The organism is Pirellulales bacterium, from assembly GCA_019636345.1.
Classification (GTDB): domain Bacteria; phylum Planctomycetota; class Planctomycetia; order Pirellulales; family Lacipirellulaceae.
The window spans coordinates 16,387-39,358 of sequence record JAHBXQ010000012.1; the positions used below are offsets into that span (position 1 = coordinate 16,387).

At 66.9% G+C, this 22,972-nt stretch carries 16 protein-coding genes; 3 read left to right on the top strand and 13 right to left on the bottom strand.

Annotated elements, in window-relative coordinates; all coding sequences use genetic code 11:
- Window positions 1-69: 69 nt before the first annotated feature.
- Window positions 70-492 carry a hypothetical protein gene (locus KF688_19165; protein ID MBX3427808.1) on the top strand — a complete coding sequence of 141 codons (423 nt, stop codon included), beginning with the start codon at window positions 70-72 and terminating at the stop codon, window positions 490-492.
- A 106-nt stretch (window positions 493-598) separates the two neighbouring features.
- Here the strand turns inward: KF688_19165 and KF688_19170 are convergent, their stop codons facing one another.
- The 6 genes from KF688_19170 to KF688_19195 all read right to left on the bottom strand — a co-directional run bounded on the left by KF688_19170 (window position 599) and on the right by KF688_19195 (window position 11,232).
- Window positions 599-3,106 carry a TolC family protein gene (locus KF688_19170; GenBank protein MBX3427809.1) on the bottom strand — a complete coding sequence of 836 codons (2,508 nt, stop codon included), beginning with the start codon at window positions 3,104-3,106 and terminating at the stop codon, window positions 599-601.
- Window positions 3,107-3,588: 482 nt separating this feature from the next.
- A complete protein-coding gene (locus tag KF688_19175) occupies window positions 3,589-5,928 on the bottom strand; it encodes a DUF11 domain-containing protein (protein MBX3427810.1) in 2,340 nt (779 codons plus the stop codon).
- A gap of 384 nt (window positions 5,929-6,312) precedes the next feature.
- Complete coding sequence (locus tag KF688_19180; protein MBX3427811.1) at window positions 6,313-7,509, bottom strand: hypothetical protein; 1,197 nt, start codon at window positions 7,507-7,509, stop codon at window positions 6,313-6,315.
- A 150-nt stretch (window positions 7,510-7,659) separates the two neighbouring features.
- Window positions 7,660-8,916, bottom strand: a complete 1,257-nt coding sequence (locus tag KF688_19185; GenBank protein ID MBX3427812.1) for a glycoside hydrolase family 28 protein — start codon at window positions 8,914-8,916, stop codon at window positions 7,660-7,662.
- 222 nt (window positions 8,917-9,138) lie between these two features.
- Entirely contained in the window at window positions 9,139-10,599 is a 1,461-nt protein-coding gene (locus KF688_19190) for a PAS domain S-box protein (protein MBX3427813.1), read from the bottom strand.
- A 141-nt stretch (window positions 10,600-10,740) separates the two neighbouring features.
- The gene (locus KF688_19195; GenBank protein ID MBX3427814.1) at window positions 10,741-11,232 is read right to left on the bottom strand and encodes a cyclic nucleotide-binding domain-containing protein; all 492 of its coding nucleotides are present in this window, start codon (window positions 11,230-11,232) and stop codon (window positions 10,741-10,743) included.
- A gap of 268 nt (window positions 11,233-11,500) precedes the next feature.
- On the opposite strand from KF688_19195, the gene KF688_19200 reads away from it, so the two are divergent.
- Window positions 11,501-12,052, top strand: coding sequence for a hypothetical protein (locus tag KF688_19200; GenBank protein MBX3427815.1), 552 nt, complete (start codon window positions 11,501-11,503; stop codon window positions 12,050-12,052).
- 74 nt (window positions 12,053-12,126) lie between these two features.
- Here KF688_19200 and KF688_19205 read toward each other — a convergent pair whose 3' ends face one another.
- The 7 genes from KF688_19205 to KF688_19235 all read right to left on the bottom strand — a co-directional run bounded on the left by KF688_19205 (window position 12,127) and on the right by KF688_19235 (window position 20,912).
- Complete coding sequence (locus KF688_19205) at window positions 12,127-13,140, bottom strand: dihydroorotate dehydrogenase-like protein (protein MBX3427816.1); 1,014 nt, start codon at window positions 13,138-13,140, stop codon at window positions 12,127-12,129.
- Window positions 13,137-16,727, bottom strand: a complete 3,591-nt coding sequence (gene nifJ, locus KF688_19210) for a pyruvate:ferredoxin (flavodoxin) oxidoreductase (protein ID MBX3427817.1) — start codon at window positions 16,725-16,727, stop codon at window positions 13,137-13,139. The genes KF688_19205 and nifJ overlap by 4 nt, the downstream gene beginning before the upstream one ends.
- A gap of 316 nt (window positions 16,728-17,043) precedes the next feature.
- Window positions 17,044-18,192, bottom strand: a complete 1,149-nt coding sequence (locus KF688_19215; GenBank protein MBX3427818.1) for a sodium ion-translocating decarboxylase subunit beta — start codon at window positions 18,190-18,192, stop codon at window positions 17,044-17,046.
- A 6-nt stretch (window positions 18,193-18,198) separates the two neighbouring features.
- The gene (locus KF688_19220; protein MBX3427819.1) at window positions 18,199-18,594 is read right to left on the bottom strand and encodes an OadG family protein; all 396 of its coding nucleotides are present in this window, start codon (window positions 18,592-18,594) and stop codon (window positions 18,199-18,201) included.
- Window positions 18,595-18,651: 57 nt separating this feature from the next.
- Window positions 18,652-19,041 (bottom strand): biotin/lipoyl-binding protein, encoded by a 390-nt coding sequence (locus tag KF688_19225; GenBank protein MBX3427820.1) that lies wholly within the window; start codon window positions 19,039-19,041, stop codon window positions 18,652-18,654.
- A 38-nt stretch (window positions 19,042-19,079) separates the two neighbouring features.
- Entirely contained in the window at window positions 19,080-20,633 is a 1,554-nt protein-coding gene (locus KF688_19230) for an acyl-CoA carboxylase subunit beta (GenBank protein MBX3427821.1), read from the bottom strand.
- A 66-nt stretch (window positions 20,634-20,699) separates the two neighbouring features.
- Complete coding sequence (locus KF688_19235) at window positions 20,700-20,912, bottom strand: dodecin domain-containing protein (protein MBX3427822.1); 213 nt, start codon at window positions 20,910-20,912, stop codon at window positions 20,700-20,702.
- A 390-nt stretch (window positions 20,913-21,302) separates the two neighbouring features.
- On the opposite strand from KF688_19235, the gene KF688_19240 reads away from it, so the two are divergent.
- The gene (locus tag KF688_19240; GenBank protein MBX3427823.1) at window positions 21,303-22,904 is read left to right on the top strand and encodes a hypothetical protein; all 1,602 of its coding nucleotides are present in this window, start codon (window positions 21,303-21,305) and stop codon (window positions 22,902-22,904) included.
- Window positions 22,905-22,972: the final 68 nt, after the last annotated feature.

Sequence of the window (22,972 nt, forward strand, 5' to 3'; positions counted from 1 at the left end):
ATGAAATCGATCAACTCCTGGAACCGAAGACGGCATGCGGGCCGTCGGCGATTGGCGACGCTGTGCGCTATGTTGCTCGCAACGCTGGCGTCGTGCAGTCGCCCGCCGGCGCCGATCGTTGCGCCGGACGCCGAGCGCGACGACCTCGAAGTGGTCGTCGACCGCTTGCGCAACGTGCTGGGCGAGTCGACGCCCGCCACGTCCATTCCCAACGTCACGGTCGTTCCGACCACCCGGATCGTGAAGGAGTACGACATGCAACCGGCGGCGGACGGGCGTCCGGCTGCCGCGACGATCACGATTCGCACGATCCCCGGCCGGGCCGCGCTGGCCGAAAAGCGGGGCGACGTCGACAACCCGGCCGAGTCAGTCGAGGACTCTTCGACCGACGAGACGTATCAGCTTGCCTACGGCGAGAAAGGCTGGGAACTCGTCGAGCAACCGCAGACCGAAGTCGAGAAGTTGTGGTTCGTGTACGCCCTGCCGGATTGATCCGCAGAGCGACTCCTCGCGCGGTTGTCTGCAACGCGCAGCGCACCGGGCTCGACAACTGATTTCGGCGTGGCCGCCGACTCGCATCGCGCCAGGCGCATCGGCGCTATGGCCCGACCGCTCCTGCAGGGTTGGCGGCAACGTGATCAGCTGCGCGACTCGCCTGATATTCGTAGGCGGCTGACGGCACGTAGCGGGACGCAGCGGCGGACGAATTGGCTGCGAACGGATTGGCCGGTCGCGCCGGGCCCGCCGCTTGCGGCGGGACGGTCGCGTCGGCGTCCCCAGCGGGCGCGTCGCGGCGGAACGGGTTGAGTTGCGCCGCGGCCGCTTGTCCTCCTGGGGCGACGGGGACGGTCGCGGACTGTTGCCCGGGGGCGGGCATTGGCGTCGTGACCGGCGTCGGCTGGTAAGCCGCAGCCGGCGCCACGTTCCCCGACGACCCGTCCTCGATCACCGCCGGCAGCGGTTGGACCGTCGACAGGCCCGTTGCCGCGGGCGACGACAGGTTCATCGCCGAGGGATTGTTCATGGTTTGCGGCGCCGGGATCTCCTCGATCGGCGTCGCGTCGTCGGTTCGCTGTTCCAGCGCTCCCGGCGGGACGCTCTCGACCCCTGCCCCGCTCCGCTGGCCGTACGGCCAGCGGCTGATCACGCCGGGACGGGTGAAGCCGTAGTCGATGAAGGCGGCGGCGTCGCGGCTCCGTGCGCGGCGCAGCGCGTCGAAGTGCGCCTTGCCGGGCCAGGGACCCTCGGCCAGGTAGACGCCGTTGTACTCCAAGAGCGAGTCCTTGTTGAAATGGACTCGGGCGATCGCCCGGTTGTAATCCACCAGCGAGCGGTACGTGGCGCTTTCCGACTCGGCCCGGCGACGCTGGGCGTCGAGCAGGAAGTCGAGCGTCTGGCGACCGACGTCGTACAGGGCTTGCCGGGCCTGCACTTCGTCCTCCGAGGCGAGCCGGCGATTGAAATTCGTCTGGGCGACCTCGTAATTGAAATCGAGATCGCGAATCGCGTCCGACAGGTCGTGGGTGATTTCCAACTCCAGGTCCTGGAGGATCGCCCGTTCGCGCGACAACAGCATTTGGTGGTGACGCACGCCGGCCATGGCGGTGCGGAAGCCGATCGGCATGGTCATCTGCAGGCCGAGCTGCCACTCCTGAAATCGGCCGTCGGTCAGCACTTCCCAGGCGTTCGAGCCGTCGGCGAACGGCCCCAAACCGTTGCCGCTGGAGTTGATGAGCTTGTCGCCGGCGCCGAGCCAGCGGTACCGCCCGGCGAAGTCCAACCGCGGCATGACTTGGTTCTTGGCGGCGATGAGTTCGAGTTCGCGCCGCTTGACCAACCACTTCTGCTTGCGGATCTCTGCCTTGCGGACGAGCGCCTCGGCGTGGATGGCGGACCAGTCGAAGTGGACTCGCGCGGTCGTCAGTTCGTCGCTGGGACGAATGAGTCGGCTGTCGGTCGCCGCGAGCCCCATGGCGTACCGCAAGCGGTTCTCGACGCGCAACAACGACGTGAGCGCGGTCTGCACCTGCGATTGGAACAGGAAGTACTGCGAGCGAGCCTGCGATTCCTGGTCGGCCTCGCCGCCGGTCTGCCCGGCGCGTTGCAGGGCCTTGACCCGCTGCCAGGTGACCAGCGCGCTTTGCAGGCCGACCTTGCGGGCTTCCAGATCGCGGTAGGAGAAATAGAGTTCCCAGTAGGCGTCCTCGACCCCCAGCACGAAGTTCCGCACGCCGATCTCGAAATCGGTCAGCGCGACGTCGTGCCGGATGCGGGCGATCACCACGCCGTCGATCGGATTGAGCTGCCCAGCGGCGGCCTGTTGAAAGGACGACGGCCCGGCGATGCGGTTCACTTGCGTGCCGCCCCCCTGCAGCAACGGCCGGTTGAACGACGCCTCGATGTTCACGTTCCAGTCGCTCGGCTGGATCCGGCTGCCGTTGTTGTTTTGGTCGTACGCGTAATTGTTGGCGATGCCGAAGGTCGAACCGTCGGCGGTCGTCTTGGTGATGCCGAAGTTCCCCTGCCCGACGTCTTGCCGGAAGTTGGGGGCGAAGAAGTCGGGAATCGCCGCCAACCCGAAGTTCTGCGGCCGGTCGTTGTACTGCCACAGCAAGCTGCTGTTGAACTGGGCGTCGAACGCGGCAAGCGCGGCCTCGACGCCGGTGCCGGCGAACTGGCTCGAATTCGAAAAGCCCGTGCCGCTCTCGATGAGCGCGGGATCGAACACGGTCGTCACGTTCGATCCCTGCAAAGTGATCGTCGAGGGGGCGGTCGTCGAGATGTTCTGCCCGTTGTCGGTAATCCGGCCGCCGAGCTGCCGCAGGACCTGGCTGTTTTCAAGCGCAATGCGAGTTGCTTCCTCGAGCGTGAGATCCCAGAACTGATAGTCGCTGAAATTGGCGAGCGTCAGCGGCGGCTGGCTCGCGGCGGTCTCGACGAGCGGTTCGGTCGCGACGTCGGGGTACTCGATCGCCGTGGCGACGTCGAGATAATGCGAGAGATCGCCGTCCTCGCGAAAGAAGAACGGCTGCGTCGGCTGGCAGCCGCTGACGAACGTCAGCAGGCAGAGCCAGAGGCTGATGGTGGAGCGGAGTTCGCGGTTCATGACGCTCGACGTCTCGCTGGGAGGACCTGCCCGGCGCGAGCCTCGGCTCGGCCGGTCGATCTGGCTGCCGACGATCGCCGGACGCCGTTCGCCCGTCGACCGTTTGAGGGTCGCGCCCTCGTCCCCCCGGACGAGATCTCCGCCGCCGTCGCGCAACGTCTCGCGACGAGCGCACCGCAGGCGGAGCAATCCGCAATGGTGTTATCGTCCGCCCAATCGGCAAACTTTCGCACAAGAGACGTGTGCGAGAGAGAAATTCGCAGCAACGCTTGCTAGCTGCGGCGTAAGAACGCGCCAAAGAGCCGCAAGGCGCCTGCCCGCCCAAGCCGCAAGACGTCACCTTGTCCGAGCCGCGAGGCGTCAGCCCGCGGAGCAGCGAAGTGTGCCGCCGGCCGCTCCGCGGGCTGACGCCTCGCGGCTCGGGGGGAGGCAAACGTTGCGACCGGGGCGGTTTGCGCTTCGCGGGCCGACGGAAGGCTCTCTTACTGATCCGCGTACACGCGGGTGCTTTCTTCTTCGGTGAGCGGCTGTTGCAGGTCGTCCGAGCCGACCTGGACGCGCAAGCGTTGGTCGCCGGGGCTCACCGCTTGCACCGTGATGCGGAAAATCGATTCGCCCCGCGGCGGCAGTTGCGGCAAGGGCGAGAAGGCGATGCGGTCGTTCTCGACCGTGTGGCGCGTCTCCCCCTCGGCGGTCAACACCCGCATGCCGGGGGTGAGCTGAGCCGCAACTTGCACGTTGGTCGCCGCCTTGGAACCTTGGTTGCGGACCCGGATTTCGTAGGTCGTCTTTCCGCCGACTTCGATCAGGTCCTCGAGGTCCGACACGTTGATCGTCAGCGCCGCGAGCCCCTCGACCCGCACCCGCGCCTCGGCCTCCGCCTCCAGCCCGCGGGCCGCTTTGGACTCGGTCTTGATCATGTGATCGCCCGGTTCGATCGGCAGCGCGACCAGCTCGACCGCGCCGCGCTCGTTCGCCGGCAACTCGGCCAAGCTCCAGTAGATGCTGTGGGTCGCCGCGTCGTACTCGCCCAGGTTGTTCGCGCTGACGAACTTGAGTCCCTTCGACAGGTGCGAGACGAGCTGCACGTCGTGAGCCGCGGCCGTGCCGGGGTTCTCGACGCTGACGGTGTACTTGGCGGGTCGTTCGAGATAGCGCATTTGCGGACCTTCGATCGACAGCTTCAAGTCGGGGGCGAGGATCTCGAATTCGCAGCCGGCTTGGACTTCCAGGTTCGCGTCGGCTCGGGCGACCATCACGTTCTGCACGATGCCCGCTTGGGCCGCGGTGAGAACCAGCTCGATGGTGCGCGACTCGCCGGCCCGCAGCGTGCCGATTTCGTACTCCAGCGAGGGCCCCGCGTCGTGAATCACCGCCTCGGGGACGTTCTCCAACAGCATGACGCCGGTTGCGTCCCCTGTGCCGGGGTTCGAGACTTCGACCTGCACAAGGTGCCGCTCGCCGATCATCACCCGCGGCTGCGAGGCGAGCCGCAACGCAAGTTGCGGCCGCGTGCAACGGGCCCGCGCCGAGGCGTGGGCGGCAAACGTCACCGTGGCGACGCTCCCCAGTTCCCCTTCCTCGGCGGGGATGAGTTCCATTTCGACGAGCCGCTCCTCGCCCGCCGACAACGTCCCCAGGTCCCAGGCGACGTCGGCGCCCGCGACGCTCGCCCGCGGGGCGGTCCCGACGAGCTTCGTCCCCTGCGGAATTTGGTCATGGATCGTCACGCCATGGGCGGCCCGCTGGCCGACGTTCTTCACGCGCACCGCAAACGTGCACTTCTTGCCGACTTGGATCTCGTCGGGGCCGAGTTTCTGAATCGCCAAGGTCGGGGTCTGGGCCCCTTCGAGTCCGCGCTCGCCGGGGCGGCCGGTCCCCTCGGCCGTTTGGATGCCGGGGGTCGGGGTGAGCCCCGGATTGCCGGAGACCGCTCCGTACGGAGAATCCTGGCGACCGTCCCCTGGCGGCGACACGGGTGCGGCGCTCGCCAGATACGGGTTGGTCACTTCGCGCGGCGTGGGAGACAGCGACCGGGCGTCGTCGGAGCCATAGGCGCCGGCCGTCGGCGTCGGCGTTGCAAGCGGCGCCGCAGCAAAGGCGTTCATCGGCTCGGCGGTCGATTCAACGCCGTACGCCGCTGCGGGATCGTGCGGCGGCTCAGCGACCAGCGGCGCTTCGGTTGCAGGTTCCTCGACCGGCGTTGGCGTCGCGAAGGCGTTGGCGAATTGCTGATCGATGGGGGTGCTCGCGTACCGACCCGCGGCGACCGGGGCGGCGGCAGGAGGGGCCGTCGCTGCGGGGGCCGGCTCGCGGAAAGCGTTTCGGGCGTCGGGTTCGTCGCTCGGTTCGGCGAACGCCGAGTCGGGGATCGCGACGCGATTTCGCAGCGGATTGTCCTCCCCGGCGTTTTGGCCGCGGGCGACTTCGGGGGCCGTGTCCTCGGCCGTGCGAGATTGCGTCGAACCGACCGATGCGGACGCCGCGGCGTAGCGATCGCCGTAGCTGGCGGCGGCAAACGGATTGACGGGAGCAGCCGCAGCCGAGGTCGCTTCGACCGGCGCCCCGACGTAGCGGTTCTCGGCGGGCGCGAACCCGGCGTCGTAGCGCGGCGCGCTGCGGATCTCGTCGTCGCCGAACAGTTGGCGAACCCGCTCGCTGCTGACGCCGGATTGTTTCTCGGCGATCTGGGCGTCGGGCTGGCGTTGAGCGACGTAGCGGAACAGCCCCGCCCCGCCGCCGGTGAACAGCCCCAGCGACAAGGCCCACGGGGCGACGCGCCGCACCAACGAACGACGAACCGGCGTGATCGTGACTTCCATGACGACTGATCCCGATCAAGAACAAGCAGAACGACGCAATCGCCGCGGCTTCGTGCCGACGGCGCGTGGGCGCGGACGATCCGCGCGCACGGACTCACCAGGGGCGGTAAGTAGCAAACCCCTGCCGAGGCGAGAAGAGCAATCGCACGCGGCGAACAACCCGGCGGCAGGTAGTGATCCCATTTGCCAAACGGATGGGTGGCTGGGGTCGAACGAAGTGAGCCCCCAGCGGATTTCCTGGGGGCTCCGCTGAGCTGCGACCCCAGGCGCCCTTCCAAGGCCGCAAATGGTATCACGACCCGGCGGCAGGTCTCGCGGTGGACGTATTTCACCGCGGCGTGTGCAGAAATCGCAGTGGAGGACGTCGAGCGTCGTGAGGGTACGCTAGCGGGCAAGACTCCCAGGCCAAGCGACGTGAAAATGTCCGGGAGCCGCGTTTCGGCGTCTCCCGCTGAACCGCGTTGCTCGGCGCCCCCTGCGGTGCAATCCGAAACGCAAACTCAGCAGGCCGCCGAGGATCGTCGCGGCGCCGGCGCCCGGTTCCGGCACGGCCGTCGCCGCGACGCTGGCGCCGACCGTCGCGCCGTAATGACGCTGCCAGGCGAGAAAGTCGGCCCCGTCGGTGGCGCCGCTCGCGTCGGCGTCTCCCGCGGCGGACAGGCCGAAGGCGTTGCGCCATATGGTCAGGTCGGCGGCGTTGACGGCGTAGTTGCCGTCGAAATCGCCGACCGGGGGGGCGAGCTTCGCCAGCGGCAGTTCTTGGAAGAACTGGCCGATGTACCGCAGGTGCTCAAGGTGGGAATCGCCGTCGGCGCCCGTGGCGCCCCAGAGTCTGAAGTTGCCCGAGACCGCCTGCCGGTAGAAGTTGAGCGTCCCCAGCCCGTTGTAGTTGACCGACTGGGGCGAGATTCCCAGCGACTGCAACAGCTCGTCGCCGCACTCGGCGGTGCTCTCGTAGGTGTAGGTGGGGACTTGCGAGTGGCTGAACAGAAAGGTCTTCTGCCCGTTCTTGGCTTGGGCGGCGAAAGCCTTGTAGTCGACCATCTGCGAGTCGAGCGGCGTGCCGTCGCCCGCGGTCGTGGCGTACAACGAATCGGCCGCCAGCAGGGCGTCGATCGTGCTGCGGTAGCTGGCCGACTTGAGGATCTCGCGAACCGCCCCGTAACCGGCGCTGAACGACGAGACCCCCAACTGATCCCAGGTCAGCGTGCCGGCAAAGTCGGTTTGGGCGCGGACTTTGGTCAGCGCCTCGTCCAGCAGCGTCTGAAACAGCGACGCGTTGGAGAACGGCGTCGAGTACGCGCTCGACAGCCCGCTGTAGTTGACCGTGACGATGATCGAGTTGAGCCGGGCGTAACGCGCGTTGTTCCAGACGACCTGCTTGTCGCCGTGAAAGTGGACCAGCAGGTCGGCGACGTCTCCGGGCCGGTGCTGATAAGTGCTGGGGATGAACAACCGCCACGCCGAGTTCGACATGGCGATCTCGCGTCCCGAGGCGACGGGAACCTGCGCCGCGACAGGCCGGGTCGCAGCGGGCAGGACGAGAGTCGACAGTACGACGATGTCGCGAACGATCCGCATGACGGTCTCGCGGCCCGGAACAGGAACAAGGGGAGGCCCAAAACCGCCATTGTACTCGCTCCGGCGGCCAAAATCGCGGATTCGGCACGCCGTTTCAGCAGGACCGCAAAGTCGCTGGGCGGTTTGCCTTCATCCTTGCCAGGCGTTCCGCTATTGGCGGTCGACGTCGGCGTCGTCCACGATCAGCGGCTCGCCTTTGCCGGGCGAGACGCTGACGTTTCGCAGCGTGACGCCGCGGGCGTGACGGATCTCCAGCCCCGCGCGGGCCGACTCGATCCGCACGTTCTCGAGCAGGACGTTCTCAAGCGGACTCTCCGGCAGGCCGACCAGGAACCCTGCATCCTTGGTGCTCGTGGCCGTGAGATTGCGAATCGTGATGTTGCGATACTTGGGGGTCGTTCCGGTCACCGGCTGCGGCTTGTCGGTCGCGGGGATTTTGGGGTAGTAGCTGGTGATCGTGATCGCCCCGGCGACGTTCTTCATCGTGATGTTCTCGCAGAGGAGGTTCTCGACGGTCCCTCCACGTTTGCGATCGCTCTTGATGCGGATGCCGTTGTCGGTGTTCTCGAACGTGCAGTCGCGCACCACCACGTCCTTGACCCCGCCGACCGTCTCGCTGCCGATCGACATGCCGTGGCCATGCTTGAAGGTGCAGTCGGTCACGGTCAGCCCGTGGGCGGCGAATTCGCGTCCGTCGGCTCGTTTGCCTGACTTCACGGCGATGTTGTCGTCGCCGACGTCGATGAGGCACCGCCGGACGACGACGTCGACGCACATGCTGGGATCGATGGCGTCGGTGTTGGGCGCCCGTTCGGGGGCCAGGAACGTGGCGTCCTCGACGAGCACGCCGTCGCACTCGGTGGGGACGAAGTGGAACTTCGGCGCGTTCTGGATCGTCACCCCGCGCACGGTGAGGTTCTTCACCCGGGTGAGCACGATGAGATTGGGTCGCGGCAGGGTGTAGCCCGACTGCTTCTGCCGAGCTTCCTCGGCCGCTTGCCACCACGCCTGACCGCCGCCGTCGATCGTGCCTTCGCCCTCGATGACGACGTCCTCGAGGTCTTTGCCGCCGAGAAAGGGATGGAACGCGTCGGGTTTGTCGGTCCGCTCGAACGCCGCTCGCTCGCTGGTCGCCAGCAGCGTGGCGCCCTGTTCCAACCGCAGCGTCGTCTTGGTGCGAATCGTCAGCGGCTCGCTGAGGTAAGTCCCCGGGGGGAGCAGCACCACGCCTCCCCCCGCCTTGCCGCAAGCGTTCAGCGACTCTTGCAGCGCTTGCGTGTCGAGCGTCTTTCCGTCGCCCGTGGCGCCGGCGTCGCGGACGTTGAAGACGTGCTGCGCCGCACACGGCGCAGCGAGGACGAGACACGCCAGCAAGCCAAACCCAAGCGGGGCCAGCAACTTGTTCATCGTGGTCACCGGATCGCGAACAGCGAATTAAGGAGAGAGGACGACAAGCCGACGGCAGCGGCGTCAACGTCAGCCGCCGTCAGTCACGCCTTTCAGCAAAGCTGCCGGCACAGCGGACCGCAAGGGGGGCGCGAGCGAATCAGACGACTTGCGCGACGGTCGTGCGAAGAATCGTCTGAAGCGAGCCCCAGTTGCTGCGTTTTATGGGTCGTCCCCGTTCGCTCACCGCGGCAGCACGATGCGAAACCGCGCTCCCGGACGGCCGTCGTCAAGGACCGACAGCCGACCGCCGTGGGCTTCGACGACGCGCATGGCGATGGCCATTCCCAGGCCCGTGCCGCGCGCTTTGGTCGTGAAGAACGGCTCGAAGACGCGCCGCCGTTGCTCGATGGTCAGCCCCGGACCGTTGTCGGCAATCTCGATCTCGATCGCCTCTTTCTCCCCCAGCGTGGTCGGGCGCACCGCGATCGTCGCCTCGACCGGGTCGCGGCAGGCCGCCAGCGAGTTCTCGAAGAAGTTGCGAAACGCCTGCACCAAGCGGAATCGATCGATCCGGACGGCTGGGTAGGAATCGCCGATCTCCTCGACGAGTCGGCACTGCCGCCCGGCACGCTGCGGGGCGAGCATCCCCCACGCCTCGCGCCACACGCCGGCCAGCTCCGCCTCGCGCAGCTCGACATGGATCGGCGCCGCGTAGCTGCGCACCTCGTCCAAGAGCGAGTTGAGTCCGTCGGTCGCCCGGGCGACGTCCCCCAAGAGCTCAGCCAAAGCGCCGTCCTCGCCGACGCGAAGTTGCGCCGAATCGAGCGCGATGTGAATCCGCTGCAGATAGTTGCGGCTCTCGTGGGCGAGCGTTGAGACCGTCTGCCCGATCATCGCCAGTCGCTCGGCCTGTTTGACCTGGCGTTCGGCTTCCTTGCGCTCCGTGAGATCGCGGACGATTCCGGTGAAGAGGCGTTCCTCGCCGAGGTCGATTTCACTGATCGCCAAATCGATGGGGAACCGCTGGCCGCTCTTGCGCAGCCCCTCCGACTCGCGGCCGATGCCGATGATCCTCTTCTCGCCGGTCGACAGATAGCGCTGCAGGTAAGCGTCGTGCTCCGAGGCGTACGGCTCGGGCATGAGCAGCTTGACGTTATGGCCCACGACCTCGGCGGCCGCGTAGCCGAACATTTGCTCGCCGGCCGGGTTGATCGAGTGGACGATCCCGCGCTCGTCGATCGTGACGATCGCGTCGACCGCCGAGTCGAGGATCGCCCGGGTGTGGGCGGCGAGCGCAGGGCTGCTCGCCGCGGCGTCGACGTGGACGCAGACCCAACTCGACGGGGGCCCGGAGCCGTCCCCCAGCGGGGCGGCCCGCAGGTTGTAGGCGCGCCACGCCCCGTCGTGGCGACGATAGCGGAGCTCGGCGGTGAAGGGTTCGCCCGCGGCGATTCGCCGCTGCCACTCGTCGCACACCGACCCGCCGTCGGCGGCGGCGAAGGTCGCGTCGAGCCAGCCCCAACCGAGGGCGGCCTGGTCGCTGGCGCCGGTGAAACGTCGCCACTGCGGATTGAACCACTGGGCCGCGCCGTCGGGGCCGTGGGTCGACAGGAACAGGGGCAAGGGCCCGACGCCGGCAAGGGCCTCGACGACCTCGCCGACGGTGGCGGCAGATGAGGGGTGCGGCGGTTCAGGAGTCATGGCCCGTATTGTAGCAGCCCGCCGCGCCCGATCGATCGGGGGGCTGCGAGACGGGAGGACGCGCAAGAGGAAGACGGAGGTTCGATCAGCTTGCCCCAGAGTCCAATCGTCCCATGGTCCCCCTGGCCCGGCCCCGCCCCCTCAATCCGACTCCAGGACGAGGTCCGGCAACTGGGCGCCGCACAGGTCGAGCATTTGCAGCCGGGTCGCCATGAGACGCTCCTCGAGCACCTTGGCGGTCCGGCGCATGATTTCGAACCCGAACTGCGAATCCTGGGCGCAGAGTTCCAACAGGGCGTGTCCGTCGAATGCCAGCACGGTCGTCGGCTGCAGCGTGTGGGCGGTCGCCGAGAAGCGGTCGCTCTCCACGAGCGGCGACCAGCCCATCAGTTCGCCGTCGTCGACGGTCATCATCATGCGGTGACCGGTGGCCGGGGTGCAGTTGGCGAGGGCCACTTTGCCGTGGACGATCAGGTAGACGTCCTTGGCGTCGTCGTACTCCTCGAAGATGGTCGTCTGGGCCGGGAACTTGGCGACCCGGGCGATGGCAGCCAGGCGGTCGAGCTGCGCTTCGCTCAGCCCGTGCAGGAAGTCGGCCTTGATAAGGGCCGCTTTGACGTCAATCGTGCTCATGAGAGAAGGCCTCCAATCTCGGCCGGCCCGCGCCGGCTCCCACGCAGAGCCAAGCGGGCAAACCTACTGTTCTTTCGTCCGCAAATCTAGTTCCGCTTCGGCGTCCGACTTGGGATCCGTCTCGACCGCCTGGAGTTTGACGTCCCACTCGGCGCCGTCAGCTTACGTTCTCGTTATGCTCGTCGGCCCAATTCGACTTATACTGGCAACTGACAAGAGCGGGGCCCCGACTTGTCTTTGGTCGCCGCTTGTTCGTTCCGAGCCGTCGATGAGTTCCGCCGTCATTCATATCAACCGCTATCCGAACCGGCGATTCTACTGCCGCTCCACGAGCGAGTACGTTTCGCTCGAGCGGATCGAGCAGTTTGTTCGCGACGGCGCGACGGTCGAGATTCGCGACAGCCACACTCAGCAGGATATCACGCGGATCGTGCTGGCCCAGTTGCTTATCGAGCGGCAGCCGGAAAAGATCGCGCTGTTTCCGACGCCGATGCTCCACTTGCTGCTGCGGGCGAACGACCTGATGACGGACTTTCTGCGGAGCTACTTCCGCGATTCGCTGACTTATCTCGAGTATTTGCAGAAGCACGGGGCGACGGCCCGACTGTCGCAGCCGATTCACTGGCTGCAGTCGTGGTTGGAAGGAGCGGCCCGCCGAGCCGGGGTCGGCCCGGCCCCCGCCGGCGACGACGAACCTCCGCCCTCCGGCTCGCCCGCGGAACTGGCTGAGCGAATCGCCGAGTTGGAATCGCGCTTGCGGCGATTGGAGCATGGCGAACAAGAGGAGGACGGGGGAGACCATGGGACGAGGGGATTATAGAACCGGCGGGCGAGGCGAATTCTTGTCGGGGCGCGTCCTGCGTCGGGTCAGCCCTTCGCGCCGGCCCTCCCCCCTCACACCACGTGCCGCGAGGTGAACTCCGCGAGGGTTTGGACGTAATTGGCGCGCTCCAGGCCGCTGGGGTCAGGGGCGTTTTCACGACTCATGCTGCCGCGAAGCTGACCGACGGACTTGTATTCTTGCTCCTCCATCCAGGTTCTCAAGGCCTCGAGGGTCGTCGCCGCGAAACCTGGGCCGTTGGCCAGCAGGGCGCAGGTCATCATCACCGCGTCGGCGCCAACCAGCAGCAGCTTGGCGACGCAGGCCGCGCTGTGCACCCCGCTGGTCGCGGCCAGCGACACCGTCGGCAGTTGATCGCGCAGAATGGCGATCCACCGCAGCGGCACGCGGGCCTCATGCGGTTGGCTGAACACCAGCTCCGGCTTGATCCGCAGCCGGTCGAGATCGAGGTCGGGCTCCAAGTACCGATTGAACAGCACCAACCCGTCGGCCCCGGCGAGCGCGAGCTGCGCCGCGAAATTCGGCAACGCCGAAAATTGGGCCCCGATCTTCACGGCCAGCGGGATCTCAATCGCGTCGCGGACCTTGGCCACGAGGTTGACGTACCGCGCCTCGACGTCGGCAGCCGTCATCTCGGGGTCGGTCGGGACGAAGTAGATGTTGAGTTCCAACGCGTCGGCGCCTGCCGACTCGATCCGCCGGGCGTAGTCGACCCAACCCCCGGGGGACGAAGCGTTGAGACTGCCGATGATCGGGATCGACAGCCGCCGCTTGGCGTCCTCGATCCGCTCCAGGTAGGCGCTGGGGGTCGAAAAGGCGTCCTTCAACTCGGGAAAGTAATCGAGCGACTCGGCGTTGGCGTCGGTCTGGTAGTCGTAGAGCCGCTGCACTTCCATCTGATCGTGCAGGATTTGCTCCTCGAACAGCGAAGGCATGACCGCCGCGCCGATGCCCGCGTCCTCGAGCCGGCACAGCGACGACAGGTTTCCCGTGAGCGGCCCCGCGGAGGCCACCAGCGGGCTCCGCAACGACAGCGACAAGTACTTGGTGGTGAGATCGACGCTCATATCGTCGGTTCCTGTTGTTGCTCGACGTCGCGACTGACGCCGGCCATCTGTTGGTAGTAATTCCACTGGTCGTTGATGTCGTCCTGGGCGAGCTTGAACAGCCGCTCGGCCTCGGCCGGGTTCGAGCGGGCCAGCATCGCGAACCGCGCCTCCTGCATGGCGACCTGCTTGAACGGCACGGTCGGCGGACGGCTGTCGAGTTGGAACGGAGTCCCCCCGTCGTGAGCCAACCGCGGGTCATGCCGATACAACGGCCAGAAGCCCGACTGGACGAGGTCCTTCTGGTGCGTCATCGCCGTGGTCATGTTGATGCCGTGGGCGATGCAGTGGCTGTACGCCAAGATGAGCGACGGTCCCGGCCAGGACTCGGCTTCGTGGAACACGCGCACCGTTTGGGCCGGGTTGGCGCCGACGGCGATTTGGGCGACGTAGGCGTTGCCGTACTGCACGGCGAGCATTCCCAGGTCCTTCTTGCGGGCCTGCTTGCCGCCGGCGGCGAACTTGGCGATCGCCGACCGCGGGGTCGCCTTCGACGCCTGCCCCCCCGTATTGCTGTAGACCCCCGTGTCGAGCACCAGGATGTTCACGTCCCGCCCGGTCGTCAGGACGTGGTCGAGCCCTCCGAAGCCGATGTCGTACGCCCAACCGTCGCCGCCGATGATCCAGACGCTCCGCTTGATCAGAGCGTCGGCGATCGGCAACAGCCGTCGGGCCGCGTCGGCGTCGAGCTTGGCGAGCCGGTCTTTGAGCAGCGCCACCCGCTCTCGCTGTTTGGCGAAGTCCTCTTGCGTGGCCTGCGGGGCGTCGAGCAGCGCCTGCACGAAGGCGTCCCCTAATTGCCCGGCCAGCCCCTTGAGCAGTTCCTCGGCGTAGTGCCGCTGGTGGTCGGCCGCCAGTCGCAGCCCGAGGCCGAACTCGGCGTTGTCCTCGAACAGCGAGTTGTTCCACGAGGGGCCGCGACCCTGAGCGTTCTGGCTCCAGGGGGTCGTCGGCAGGTTGCCGCCGTAGATCGACGAGCAGCCGGTCGCGTTGCCGATGATCGTCCGGTCGCCGAACAGTTGGCTCAGCAGCTTCAGATACGGCGTCTCGCCGCACCCCGCGCAGGCGCCGGAGAACTCGAACAGCGGCTCGAGCATCTGCGAGCCTTTGACCGTGTCGATTTTGACCGCCGTGCGATCGAACTCGGGGAGGTCGAGGAAGTAGTCGAAGTTGGTCCGCTCGCGATCGAGATGGGGGAGCTTGGGCTCCATGTTGATCGCCTTGCGTTTGGCGATCTCCTTGTTCTTGGCCGGGCACACGTCGACGCACACTCCGCAGCCGGTGCAGTCGTCGGGCGCCACCTGGATCGTCAGCGCCAACTCGGCCCCGTCGGCGGGCGCGGGAAGGTCTTTGCCCTTGTACTTGCGCGACTCGAACCCCGCGGGCGCCCCGGCGAGCGCCGCGGCCGAGAACGGCTTCATGCGAATCGCCGCGTGCGGGCAGACGAGCGCACAGAGTCCGCACTGGATGCAGATGTCGCCGTCCCAGATCGGAATCTCCTGGGCGATGCTCCGCTTCTCGACCTTGGCGGTCGAGGTGGGAAACGCCCCGTCGACCGGCATCGCGCTGACCGGCAGCAGGTCCCCCAACCCGGCGAGCAACTGCGACGTGACCCGCTCGACGAAATCGTCGCCGTTGGAGACGGCCAGCGCCGCCATCCGCAGCGAGCTGGTCGCCTCGACGGGGATCTCGACCTCGTGCAGCCCGTCGAGCGCCGCGTCGACCGCGGCGAAGTTCTGCTCAAGGATCGCCTCGCCCCGTTTGCCGTAGGTCTTCTTGATCGCGTCCTTGATCCGGAGAATCGCTTCGTCGCGGGGCAGGACCCCGGCCAGGGCAAAGAAGCAGACCTGCATCACCGTGTTGATTCGCCCCCCCATCCCCGCGGCGTGGGCCACCTGAAGGGCGTCGATCACGTAGAACTTGAGCCGCTTGGCGATGATCTGCTGCTGCACCTCGCGGGGGAGCCGATCCCAGGTCTCCGTCGGTCCGTAGGGACTGTTCAGCAGGAACGTCGCCCCCGGCTCGGCGACGTTGAGCATGTCGATCCGGTCGAGAAACTGAAACTGATGGCACGCCACAAACCCGGCCCGGTCGATGACGTACGACGAGTTGATCGGCCGGGGGCTGAACCGGACGTGGCTCACGGTGACCGAGCCGGCCTTCTTGCTGTCGTAGACGAAGTATCCCTGGGCGTACAGCGGGGTGTTCTCGCCGATGATCTTCACCGAGTTCTTGTTGGCCCCCACCGTGCCGTCGCTCCCCAGGCCGTAGAACACGGCCCGGGTCACGTCGTCGGCCTCGGTCGAGAGTTCGGGATCCCACTTCAACGACAGATGCGTCACATCGTCGGTGATGCCGATGGTGAAGTGTCGCTTGGGCGACTCGGCCGCGAGTTCGGCGAACACGCTGGTCGCCATCGCGGGGGTGAACTCCTTGCTCGACAACCCGTAGCGGCCCCCGATGACATGCGGCAGCGGGGCCCCGGCGGGCCACGTCTCGGCAAGCGCCGCCAACACGTCGAGATAGAGCGGTTCGCCCAGCGCCCCGGGCTCCTTGCATCGATCGAGCACGGCGATCCGCTCGACCGACGGCGGCAAGGCGGCGACGAACTCCGCGGCGTCATAGGGCCGGTAGAGCCGCACCTTGAGCAAGCCGACGCGCTCCCCTCGTTCGACGAGCAGTTCGAGCGCCTCCTCGGCGGCGCCGACCCCCGAGCCCATCATCACGACCACGCGCTCCGCCTCCGGGTGGCCGACGTAGTCGAACAGGCGGTACGTTCGCCCGGTGGCCGCGGCCAGCCGGTCGAACTCCTGTTGCACGAGTCCCGGCGTCGCCAGATAGAACGGGTTGGCCGCTTCGCGGGCTTGGAAGAACACGTCGGGGTTCTGGGCCGTGCCGCGCAGCGTCGGTCGCTCGGGATTCATCCCCCGCAGGCGGTGTGCGCGGACGAGGTCCTCGTCGATGAACTCGCGGATCGTCGCCGGGTCGAGCAGCGCGATCTTGTTCACCTCGTGCGAGGTGCGGAAGCCGTCGAAGAAATGGACGAACGGCACGCGGGCCCGCAGCGTCGCCGCGTGGGCCACGAGGGCGAAATCGTGGGCCTCTTGCACGGTTCCCGAGCAGAGCAAAGCCCAGCCGGTGCTGCGGGCCGACATCACGTCGCTCTGGTCGCCGAAAATCGACAGGGCGTGCGTAGCCAGCGATCGGGCCGCCACGTGAAACACCGTCGGGGTCAGCTCGCCGGCGATCTTGTACATATTGGGCAGCATCAGCAGCAGCCCCTGCGACGCCGTGAAGGTCGTCGTCAGCGACCCCGCCTGCAAGGCCCCGTGGACGGTCCCCGCAGCGCCCGCCTCGCTCTGCATTTCGATCACCTCGGGGACGACGCCGAAGATATTCGGCTTGTCTTGGGCCGACCACGCGTCGGCGAGTTCCCCCATGGGCGAGGCGGGGGTGATCGGATAGATGGCGATGACTTCGCTCGCTTGGTGAGCGACGAGCGCCGCGGCTTCATTGCCGTCGAGCGTGACGAATTGCGGCTCTTGCACGTGAAGAAACTCCTGGCGGCGAGAACGAGACGGCGAGACCGGCGCGGCATTGCGGCGATGCGCACTTTCGCTCGCCGCACTCTCTCACTGCCCTGGGCAACAACCGTACCGAAGGTCCCGCCGGCGCCGGGCGCTGCGAAATGCGTCTTCAGGCGCCCTGTCGCCGCGTGTTCGCGCGTCGATTTGCTGGAAACTGCTCACGTGGGCGATCGGAAGTGTGCGACTTGGCACAACGGCCGCGGCCAGTGTGCGGCGCGGGCCTGGGGTCTCGACCTGAGAACCCGGAATCGAAGATCAACCGGCGCCCCCCGCCGAGTCAGCGGGCCAATTGCGACCAGAGCACGCCCGCGGCGACGGCCGAGCCGATGACTCCCGCCACGTTGGGGGCCATCGCGTGCATGAGCAGGAAGTTTTGCGGGTCTTCTTTCTGCCCAATGACGTGCACCACCCGGGCCGAGTCGGGGACGGCCGACACCCCCGCGGCGCCCAACAGCGGGTTGATCTTCTCGCGAAGGAACAAGTTCATGAACTTCGCGAACAGAATTCCTCCCGCGGTCGCGGTGGCGAACGACGCGGCGCCGAGGGCGAAGATGCCGATCGACTGGGGCGTGAGGAAGTGGTCGGCGCTGGTGCTGGCGCCCACGCAGAATCCCAGCACGATCGTCACGACGTCGATCATCGCCGTGCGGGCCGTGTTGGCGAGTCGCTCGGTCACCGTGCACTCCTTCAGCAGATTGCCGAAGAACAGCATGCCGATCAGCACGATGGCGCCAGGGGCTAACAGCCCGCAGATCAGAAACGCGGCGATCGGGAAGATGATTCGCTCGCGGCGCGACACGTGCCGCGGGGCCTTCATGCGGATCAGCCGCTCGTTCTTGGTCGTCAGCAGGTACATGATCGGCGGCTGAATGACCGGCACCAGGGCCATGTACGAGTAAGCGGCGATGGCGATGGCGCCCAGCAGCTTGGGGGCCAGCTTCGACGACAGAAAGATCGCCGTGGGGCCGTCCGCTCCGCCGATGATGCCGATGGCGCCCGACTCCTGGGGCGAGAACCCCAGCACGAGCGCTCCCAGGAACGTGCCGAACACCCCCACCTGAGCCGCGGCGCCCAACAGCACCAGCTTGGGGTTCGACAGCATGGTCGAAAAATCGGTCATCGCGCCGATTCCCAGGAAGATCAGGGGCGGAAAAATCCCCTGCGAGACCCCCTGGTACAGGTACCACAGGACGCTCCCTTCCTGGTACACGCCGACGTTCATGCCCGCGGCCGGGGGGATGTTGCCCACGACCACGCCGAACCCGATCGGCACCAACAGCAGCGGCTCGTAGTGCTTGGCGATTGCCAGGTAGACGAAGCACAACCCGATGACGATCATCATCGCGTTGCCCCACGTCATCTCGACGAAGGCCGTCGTTTGGACGAGCTGCGAGGCTTTCGCGCCGAGGTATTCCAATGCGCCCATGGATGTTTAGCGGGGCTTGTGAGACGTTTGGTGTTGCCAACGGCCTTGCTGCGCCCACGCCAATTCACGGGGGGTGAGCTCGTGCGTCCGGATGACGCGGTGCCCGGGGCCAAGCACGGTTTCCACGGCGGCCGTGAGGACCGCCACGAGCTCCTCCGACAACTCGTCGACCGGTTTCGTCACGGCGGGCTCGGGCTTCGCCCGGGGCGACAGCCGCTCGATCCACGACATCAGCCGCGGCAAGTTGGAGATGAACGACGTGATTGCCACCAGTGCGAGAAACACGACGGTGATTCCCATGAGCGCCAGCGGAAGACCCAGGTCGTCCCACAGGGGCTCCCACGTCAGCTCGAACGACTTCGCGGCGACGTCGGCGGCGGCAATAAGGGGTGTGAGCGTCATCGAGTCAGGCAACGGGCAAAGGGCGATCAAGCGGGTTCAATCTCGCGGCGGGCGTCGTTACTCCAGCGTCACCAGTTCCTGGCCGTCTTGCACCGACTCGCCCTCGGCGACCTTGACCGCGGCGACGGTTCCGGCGTGCGGCGCCGTGATGTTGTTCTCCATCTTCATCGCCTCGAGCACGGCCAGGACCATCCCCGCCGCGACTTCGTCGCCCGGTTTCACCAGGACGCTCTTCACGACCCCGGCCATCGGGCTGACCACGGCGCCGGGACCGGCTGCGGCGCGCGGGGCCGAGGCCGCAGGACCGGTCGCCGGGGCCGCCGCAGCAGGCGGGGCGCCGAGCGGGGTCGCCGCCGCCGGAGCCGAGGCCGCGGGGGGATCCTCGCCGAGCACTTCGACCGTGACGTCGTAGGTCTTTTTCCCGACGGTGATGCGCAACTTTTTCATAGGAGATTCGCCTTCGCCCAAATGTGCGGTGGAGGGAACTACAGCGGGATCAACCCGTGCTTTTTCGGGGGCCGAGTCGCCCGCTTCGTCAGGGTGTTTCGCAACGCCAGTGAGACGATCGCTCGTGTCTCGGCCGGCTCGATGACGTCGGTGATCATTCCTCGCGACGCGGCCATGTACGGCGACGCAAATCGATCGCGGTACTCCTCGACCAACTGCTGGCGTATCGCCTGCTTGTCGGCCGCCTCGGCGAGTTCCTTGCGATACAGCACGTTGACCGCGCCGTCGGCCCCCATCACGGCGATCTCGGCCGTCGGCCAAGCCAATACGACGTCGGCCCCCAGGTCGCGGCTGCACATCGCCAAGTAGGATCCGCCGTACGCCTTGCGCGTGATGACCGTGATCTTGGGGACGGTCGCCGAGGCGTAGGCGAACAGCATCTTGGCCCCGTGGCGTATGATCCCTCCGCGCTCTTGGCTCACCCCGGGCAGGAACCCGGGGACGTCCACCAGGGTCAAGATCGGAATGTTGAATGCGTTGCAGAACCGGATGAATCGGGCGCCTTTGTCCGAAGCGTCGATGTCAAGAGTCCCCGCCTTCACCTGCGGCTGATTCGCGATCAGCCCGACGACGATCCCGTCGACCCGGGCGAAGCCGACGATGATGTTCGCGGCGAACGAGCGGTGGACCTCCAGGAACCGTCCCTGGTCGACCAACCGGCCGATCACTGCGTGCATGTCGAGCGCCTGCTTGAAGTCTTCGGGCACCAGCGCGTTCATCGCCTCGTCCTTGTCCATCACCAGATCCGGACTAGGACGGTGCGGCGGATCCTCGACGTTGTTCGAGGGAAGATACGAGAGCAGGTCGCGGGTGATGGCGAGCGCGTGCTTGTCGTCGTCGGCGATGAAGTGGACGTTGCCGCTCACCGCGGCGTTGGCCTCGGCGCCGCCGATCTCGGCCATCGTCACGTCGACCCCCGTCGCCGCTTTGATCACCTGCGGGCCGCAGATGAACATGTTGGCGTTGTCGCGGGTCATGATCAGAAAGTCCATCAGGGCGGGCGAGTACGCCGCCCCGCCGGCGCAGTTGCCGGCGATGACCGCGATCTGCGGGACGCAGCCCGAGAGCATCACGTTGCGGTAGAAGACCTGCCCGTAGCCGGAAAGCGAGTCGACCCCCTCCTGAATTCGGGCGCCTCCCGAGTCGTTGATCGCGACGAAGGGCATGCCGCACTCGCCGGCGTAGTCCATCACGTCGCAGATCTTCTTGGCGTGCCGGGCGCCGAGGGCCCCGCCGCCGACGGTGGCGTCCTGGCTGAACGCGGCGACGGCCCGACCCTCGACCAGCCCGACGCCGGTGATCACGCCGTCGCACGGCATCGGCTTGCCGTCGAGCCCGAAGTCGCGGCACGAATGCTCGACGTGCTGTCCCCATTCCTGGAGGGTCTCCGCGTCGAACAGGACGTCGAGCCGCTCGCGCGCCCCCAGCATGCCCTTCTCGCGGACCTTGTCCAAGCGGTCCTGGCCCCCGCCCAGGCTGATCGTTTCGCGCCGGCGGCGCAGGTCGTCGAGCAATTCTTGCGGAATGGCCATAAGGGTTCACAGTCTGCGATGAAACGATCGGGCGAGGAAGCGGATGCGGTGCAGGCGCGGTGCGGCCTACAGTCCCCCCTCGACGTACTTGAACGACACGTTGAGCCGGGTGCGGTAAATGATCTTGCCTTGGTCGATCTTGATGTCGCAGCGAGTCACCTCGGCGACGCGCAAATCGGCCAGTCGCTGGCCGGCGACCTCCAGGGCGTTCTTCGCCGCGTCGTCCCAGGACACTTCGCTGGTGCCGATCACTTCGATCAGCTTGTAGTAACTGCTCATGATCTCGACCTCGTGCGAACAGGGCGGCTGACGGAGGGGCGCCGGCGGACTCTGGTCCCGTGCACGCAAATCCGTTGCCAATCATTCGACCGGGTTTCGCGGCCAAAGTGCGCGGGCCGGCACGCTTTGACCCCTGTTCGGCTCATCAAGTGTGCCGGAAACGACACACTCGCACAATGTGCGGCGGCAGTGCCGATCGGGGAAGATGCGCCAGCTAGCGGCCGTTTCCCGCGAGGGGCGTCCGCAATTCGGCCGAACTTGGTACGCAGGGGCAGGGATTCCCCTCGCACTCTCGCTGCGCGCGACTTGCCGTCCTCGCAGATCGATCCCGGTTGATCGACTGGAGCTTACGGCGGCGCCCGGCCGGGCCGACTCGCATAGGCTTCGTTCATGTCCGGCCGCCAGGGATGGTTTGCTGCGTCGCTGTTGTCAGGCTGGCTGGCCGCCGCGGCGGCCCGACCGGCGTCCCCGGGGATCGATCCCCCGAACCCCGCTGACGCCCCGCTGCGACTGCTCGCGACCGAGACGCAACCGCCGGTCGGGGACGAGTTGGCGTTCAGTCGCTTGGCGGAACTTGAACAGCGGATCGCCGCGCTCGAGTCGTCGACGACGGTCCCCCCGCCCCCTGCGGCGTCCGTCTCCTCGGCGAAGCTCGACCCGCTGTCGATGAGGACAGGCTGGGGCAAGAACGGTTTCCAAGCGGTCTCGGCCAACGGCGAATTTTCAATTCACGTCGGCGGCCGAGTGCAACTGGACGCGGTGGCGCTGCAAGACTCAGCGCTCGTCCTGGGCGGGGTCGGCACGAACGACGCGCTCGACTTCCGCCGCGCTCGGCTCCGGGTCGACGGCACGATGTACCAGACCATGGACTGGTGCGTCGAGGTTGACTTCGTCAACGGCGCCGACTTCGATCCGACGAACGCCGCCTTGCCCGTGACGGCCCAAGGAGGCGACGTCGATCACGTTGTCGCTCCGACCGATTTGTGGTGGGCCTTCAACGACTTGCCGGTGATCGGCCACATGCGTCTCGGCAATCAGAAGGAGCCGATCGGCCTGGAGCATCTCTGCAGCAGTCGGTATCTCGATTTCATGGAGCGGTCGTTTCTGCAAGACGCTTACTTCGGACCGTTCAACAACGGCTTTTCTCCGGGCGTGTCGATTTACGACTGGAACGAAGACGAAACGATCACCTACACGCTTGGCGCGTTCAAGAACGTGCAGAACGTGTTCGCCTACGACACGGGCGACAACGAGTACGCTCTCACCGGCCGCGTGGCGGGAGTCCCGTGGGCGGCCGACGACGACGCCAAGTTGCTTCACTTGGGGCTCGCCGCCAGTTATCGCGGACTCGATCAGGACGCCGCAGTCGCGGCCGGCAACGTGCGGATGAGAAGCCGCGCTTCGCTGCGCAACGGCCCAGGGCCGCTCAATCCGAATCTTGCCGACACGAACTTCAGCGGCCGCATCTTCGCCGACGACGCGATGCTGCTCGCTCCCGAGATCGCGCTGGCGTACGGGCCCTGGTTATGGCAGGCCGAGTACGTGGCCGGGTTCTTGAACGGCGTGATCGTCACCCCGTCGGGGGGCGTCGCGACCCCGACCGACCAGGTTTTCACCCAGGGGCAGTACGTGCAGGTCCTCTACTTCCTCACGGGCGAGCACCGCGCGTACGAACGTCACGAGGGCCGATTCGGTCGGGTGGTCCCGCACGACGACTTGCGATGGAATTCGTGCGGGTTCCGCAGTTGGGGCGCCTGGCAGATCGGCGCCCGCTACGGTTTCTTGGATCTCAACGACGGGCTCGTGCAAGGCGGATCCATCCAAGACCTCACGATCGGGCTCAACTGGTTTCTGAATCCCTTCGCCAAGTTGCAGTTCAACTACGTCCACCAGCGGGTCGACAACACGATCCTCGACAACGCTGGCGCCGTCGTGGCGAACAACGACGGCACGCTCGACGGCTTCGGCGTGCGGTTTGCGCAGGACTTTTAATTCGACGGCGCTGCGCTGACCCCTCGGAAACCGCCGCTGTCACGGCTTGCTGCAATGGCCGCCGCAAG